Consider the following 5,477-nt stretch of genomic DNA (forward strand, 5'->3'; position numbering starts at 1 on the left):
AGTTGGTCTTCTCCGGCCAGCGGCTCCGGTACGACCCCGGGGACCGGTGGCGGGACGGGGGACCGCGGTGGATGGCACAGGCTCGGCCCGCCGAGCGACGCCGTCTGCAGATAGTGGTCGTACATACGGGTGAGGGCCTCGGTACGCGCCGTCAGCGTCTCGCGCTCGTGGGCCAGTTCCGTGGCGTAGACGCGCAGCAGATCGTGGAAGACGAAACGGCCCATGGCGGGCTCGTCGACCATGCGGGTACGGGTGAGTTCCGAGAGCAGCCGACGGGTGGCGGCGAGTGGCAGTCCGGCCAGGCTCGCGGCGGCGGCCGCGGAGATCTCGGGCCCCGGGTGCAGGGCCAGCAGGCGGAAGAGCCGGGCGGCCTGAGGGGTCAGGGCACGGTACGACCAGGAGAAGACGGCGCGTACGTCCGCGGTCGTGTCGGTGCCGCCGAAAACATCGAGGCTGCCCTCGCCGGCCCGCATGTCCTCGGCCAGGGACCGCAGGGAGAAATCCGGGTGGAGCGCGGCGCGGGCCGCGGCGATGGACAGGGCGAGCGGCAGATGTGCACAGAGCCGGACGATGTCCTCGACGGCTTCGGGTTCCGCGTCGACGCGTGGCGTGCCCAGGCGCTGGGCCAGTGCCTCCCGCCCGTCGGCCAGGGGTGGCACGCCCAGCGTCAGGGTCCGGGCCCCGGCGGTGGCGACGAGACCGTGCAACTGGTTGCGGCTGGTGACCAAGACCATGCAGCCGGAGGCGCCGGGCAGCAACGGACGGACCTGTTGCTCGTCCCGCGCATTGTCCAGCACCAGCAGGACGCGGCGCTTCGCCAGCACGGTACGCAGCAGGGCGGAACGCGCGCCGGTGCGCGCGGGGACGTCCGTCGGATGCACACCCAGCGCGGTCAGGAACCCCTGGAGGACGTCCGCCGGGTCCACGATGTCGCCGCTCGGACCGAAGCCCAGGAGGTCGGCGAAAAGCTGCCCGTCGGGGAAGAGATCGGTGACCTGGTGGGCGAAATGGAGGGCGACGGTGGTCTTGCCGACGCCGGGCACTCCGCCGATGACCGTGACGGAGGGAGCGACGCTCCGCGCGTCGTGCTTCGGCAACAGCGCGTGCAGGGCGTCCAGTTCGGCCTGTCGTCCCGTGAAGAACGCCGGAGCGGCGGGCAGTTGTGCGGGGCTCAGGACGGCACGACCGGCCGAGGTCACGGCCGAAGCCCCATCCCTCGGGCCGCGCGGTGTCGGCACCGGGTCGTGCGCCGCCGAATCCGCCCGCGGCTGCGGCCGGGTGTCCTCGGACCCGGGCGCGCGCAGTTCGGGTGGCGGGGAGACGTCGTCGTATCCGGCGGTCACGATGGACCGCAAGGCATGCCTGATAAAGGGGAGGTCGTGGCGCAGGATCGCCTCCTGCAAGGCGTCGGCCCACGGGCTCGGCTGGAGCCCGAGATCCTCGGACAGGCGCTTGCGGAGTTGCTCGAACCGCGCCAGGGCCTCGGCGTGGCGGCCCGCGAGGTACAGGGCGCACAACAGCAGACTCCACGCCCCCTCCCTGAGCGGGTGCCGCTCGGTGAGCGCCTCGGCGGCGCTGACGGCCTGCTGTACGTCGCCGTCGTGGAGCAGGGTGCTGATGTGCAGTTCCTCCGCGGTGATGCGGGTCTCGTCGAGGTGGGCGGCCTGCCGCGCGGCGAACAGGTAGTCCCGCACGTCCTGCAGCGCTGTTCCCCGCCACAGCGACAGCGCGTACTCGACCTCTTGGCGCGCCTGCTGTATTCGGCCGCCGGCCAGTGAGCGGCCGGCCCGGGCCACCCCGCGCTCGAAACGGACGGTGTCACGTGCTTCGGCCGGCATCCGCAGCGCATACCCGTTGGACTCACGGACCAGCAGACCGGCTTTGCCGTGACGCGGTCGCTCTGGTTCGAGAACAGTGCGCAGTCTGCTGATGTCGGCCTGCAGGGACACCACCGCCCGGGGTGACGGACGTCCCGCCCACAGGTCCTCGCAGAGGCGGTCGGTGGAGACGACCCGGCCCTCCTCCAGGAGCAGGCGTACGAAGAGCACCCGGCGCTTGGGCGGCCCGAGATCGAGCACGGCCCCTGCCCGCCGGACCAGCAGCGGTCCGAGCAGACCGCACCACAGGCCCGCGGCGTCGCCTGGTGTCTCACTGTCTGTTGCGCGTTTCACGTCTTCGTCCTGGTCGCGTGTCGGTAACCGTCCTCATGGCGGGCCGATACGGCGGGCTCACCAGTCACCGGTGTGCCCGGTCTGGCGCTGTTCGGGCTGTCCTGCACGATCTACGGGCAAACGGAGGGGTAGGTTCGGCCCCGCTGCAAAGAAGGTGAGGAGACATGTCCTGAGCGTGAACTGGAGGTCGGCGATGCCCGTGGTTCAGAGCCACTCCTGCCGAGGGGACCCTCGCCTCCTTGGGCGCCGCACTGTGGTGGCCACGACCGCCAAGGGGCAACCCCGTGGCGCTGCGGGTGCCGGAGCGCTCACCTCATGGGCGTGAAGTGCTCCGGGTACGCCCTCGCGGCCGTCCGCCGGAGGGCCGGGGACGCGGCGGGGTCCGGCCGGCCTCCGAGGCCCGGCCGTCGGAGGCACTGCTGGCGGGGCATGCCGGTGCGATCAGCTGGTCACGGGCCGGTCTGGCCGAGGACCTCTGCCACGAGTCGGCGCGCGTACGCGGCGTCGAGTCCGTCCGGGCGGAAGAGGATGCGGTACATCGTGGGCGCGACGACGCGGTCGATGACCGTCTCGACGTCCGGCGTCTTGTCCCCACGTTCAGCTGCTCGGGTGAGGACGAGGTTGATCTGCTCGGCGGCGTAGGCCGAGCACTGGCCGGCGTTGCTGCCGTCCGGGTCGCCGAGCAGGGCGTCGCGGATGTAGGCGCGGCCGACGGGAGAGGCCATCTCGTCGAGGAACTGCTCGGCCCAGGCCGTCAGGTCGGACGACAGGTCCCCGTGATCCTTGGGCGCGGTGTCGGGCCGCAGACGCTCGACCGCCACGTCCGACAACAGTTCCTGCAGGTCCCCCCAACGGCGGTAGATCGTCGACGGCGTCACGCCCGCACGCTGGGCGACCAGCGGCACCGTCAGGGCGTCCCGGCCCACTTCCGACGCGAGTTCGCGTACGGCGGCGTGGACCGATTCCTGGACCCGGGCGCTGCGCCCGCCGGGACGCACCATCTGCCTGCTCATAGAACCCACCTTAAAGCAAAATCATTGCGTCTAGGAAACGCGCGCGGCACCTACGCCTGTGAGGGCGAGACCGTCGTGGCGTCGGCGCGTTCCCCGATCTCGTGCCCAACTGATCACGGCTGGGCCTTACGCCGCGCGGGACGGTTCCGCCGGACGGTTGGCGCGGCGCGGCGAAGGTGAACAGGGATGGCCACCACCGTGCCCGCACTGCGCAACGACCTCGACCAGCGGTGGGAACGGCTCCACCCGCACCTGAACGGCTCTGCCTGAGCTGCGAAACACGCCTCGGACGGCGACAACTTCAGGACGCCTTTCCCGGTGCGGTGCCGGATCGGCTCATCGCGCTCAAGGCGCATTACGACCCCGACCACCTCCTCGACAACAACTTCGCCCTGCCGTCGGTTCCGTTCCCGCCCTGAATCCGAGCAGATGACCATCCGGTGCCCGGCCCACGCCTGACCGAGAGGCTCGCCATACTCCAACTCGCCTATGACGACCCGGGCACCCCGGTGAGAACGAATGGTCATCCGCGGCATGTCAGGGTTCGTCCTGCCGCCTCAGATGCGGCTGAAGCCCGCCCACTCCTTGATCTTGAAGTGGCTGCCGTCGCGAGCTACCTCGGCGGCGCCATGGCCGGGCAGGTGTGCCGGCAGGAGGAGGGCCTTGTTGTCGGCGGCCCACTCCAGCATGCGCCGTCGGGACGCGCGTGCCTGCTTCTCGTCCTCCTCGAAGCAGCTGTTGAATTCGGGGTGTTCGAGCTGCAGCGCGGTGTGCAGCAGGTCACCGATGAACGCCGCTCTGTCGGTTCCCGACTGCAGCCGGACCACGGACGATCCGGGGGTGTGCCCTGGTGCGAGGTCGAGCGTCAGGTGGGAGTCGATGGTGTGACTGCCGTCCCACAGCTGCACCAGACCCGCCTCCTGGACGGGCAGCACACTGTCTTCCCAGACGTTCTGGGTAGCCTTCGGATCCTTGGCGCTGATCGGGGGGAGCTCGGGGTTCCAGAAGTCGAACTCGACCTTGGGAATCAGGTACTTGGCGTTGGGGAAGGTAGGCACCCAGTCGCGGTCCTCCCGCCGGGTGTTCCAGCCGACGTGGTCGTTGTGCAGGTGGGTGTTGACGACGATGTCGACGTCCTGCGGGCGGACACCGGCACGGGACAAGCGGCGCAGGAAGCCGGTGTCCATGTACTGCCACGCCTCAGCGTAGGGGCGGAATTTGTCGTTTCCGGCTCCCGTGTCGATCAGGATGGTTTTGCCCTCGCTGCGCAGAACCCAGGTCTGGAGCGCGATGGGGACCATGTCGGTGTCGGGGTTCCAGAAGTCCGGGTTGAGCCAGGAACTGCTCTCCTGCCACAGTTCCTCCGAGCTCTCCGGGAACAACTGGCGCGACGTCATCCCCACCGGCCCCTTGTACTCCACAACACGGGTGACGGTGACCTCGCCGAGAGCAATCGTGGACACCTGCATCGTGTCCCCGGAAGTGGCGGAGGGGGCACTCGACTTGTCACCTATGAGGAGTTGGCCGCCGCCGAGCAGCCCGGCAGCACCGAGCCCCACTCCGATGCCCGCGGCCGCTCCCATGAATCCACGCCGGTTCATGGAGCGTGAAAGCTTGTCACTGTGCATTGTTCCGTTACCCCTATAAAGAATAGGACGATGTGATTGGAGTGAATCGAAAAACAAGCCGATAAATATCGGTCACACATTTCGGTAATTCGTCATGAGCAGCTCGCCGGTGCGGATCACCCGCGGGAGTCTTCGGTGGGCGCAGCCGTGAGACATCTGCCAGATGACAGCGGTCGCGTCACAGACCGGCTGCGCAGCGACCAACTGCCCATCCGTTCGACGACCTTCTCGCCGCGAGTCGTGTACGCACCGCCACCCCGTGCACGCCTGCGGGCACCGCCCGGCCGCTGGGCGCCGGGCCGGTCGTCCCTCTGCAGTTCGAGCACTGCTCGGGCACGCCTTCTCCTTGCGGCACCTACTGATGATCTTCGTGTGATGTCGCGTCGCGGTTGCCCTCCGCTACAGGTCAGGGCAAGCGCTCCAGCGACATCACGCGGCGAAACTCAGTAACCGAGCGGAGCCAACCGGCGCCTTCGGCCTGGCCGGAGTGATCAGGCCGGGCCAAGCACTCGTTCACGCTGCGCGCGCGAGCTCGCGGGCGGGCTGGGTCTGCTCGTAGGCGTGGCCGACCCGCAGGAGGGCGCTCTCGCCGAGGGGACGTCCGAGGAGCTGCATGCCGATCGGCAGGCCCGCCGCATCGTGGCCGACGGGGACGGACAGGGACG

The 5,477-nt window shown here is 69.5% G+C and carries 3 protein-coding genes and 1 pseudogene; all 4 read right to left on the reverse strand.

Annotated elements, in window-relative coordinates; all coding sequences use genetic code 11:
* On the reverse strand, nt 1-2,171 hold a 2,171-nt coding region (locus tag ACFVJQ_RS45335), incomplete at its 3' end, for a BTAD domain-containing putative transcriptional regulator (protein WP_385791813.1).
* Between the two features lie 449 nt (nt 2,172-2,620).
* Nucleotides 2,621-3,184: a TetR/AcrR family transcriptional regulator gene (locus ACFVJQ_RS45340; protein ID WP_385791815.1), complete on the reverse strand. Its 564-nt coding sequence runs from the start codon at nt 3,182-3,184 to the stop codon at nt 2,621-2,623.
* A gap of 557 nt (nt 3,185-3,741) precedes the next feature.
* A complete protein-coding gene (locus ACFVJQ_RS45345) occupies nt 3,742-4,647 on the reverse strand; it encodes an MBL fold metallo-hydrolase (RefSeq protein ID WP_385791817.1) in 906 nt (301 codons plus the stop codon).
* 678 nt (nt 4,648-5,325) lie between these two features.
* Nucleotides 5,326-5,477 (reverse strand): annotated as a pseudogene (locus ACFVJQ_RS45350) (Asp-tRNA(Asn)/Glu-tRNA(Gln) amidotransferase GatCAB subunit A); the annotation flags it as partial.

Origin of the sequence: Streptomyces sp. NPDC127197 (assembly GCF_042672405.1) — a bacterium.
In the GTDB taxonomy this organism is placed as follows: Bacteria; Actinomycetota; Actinomycetes; order Streptomycetales; family Streptomycetaceae; genus Streptomyces; species Streptomyces flavusporus.

Bases quoted from the DNA above. Each gene is read 5' to 3' on its own strand.
- ACFVJQ_RS45340 (WP_385791815.1), bottom strand. From the start codon at position 3,184: ATGAGCAGGCAGATGGTGCGTCCCGGCGGGCGCAGCGCCCGGGTCCAG.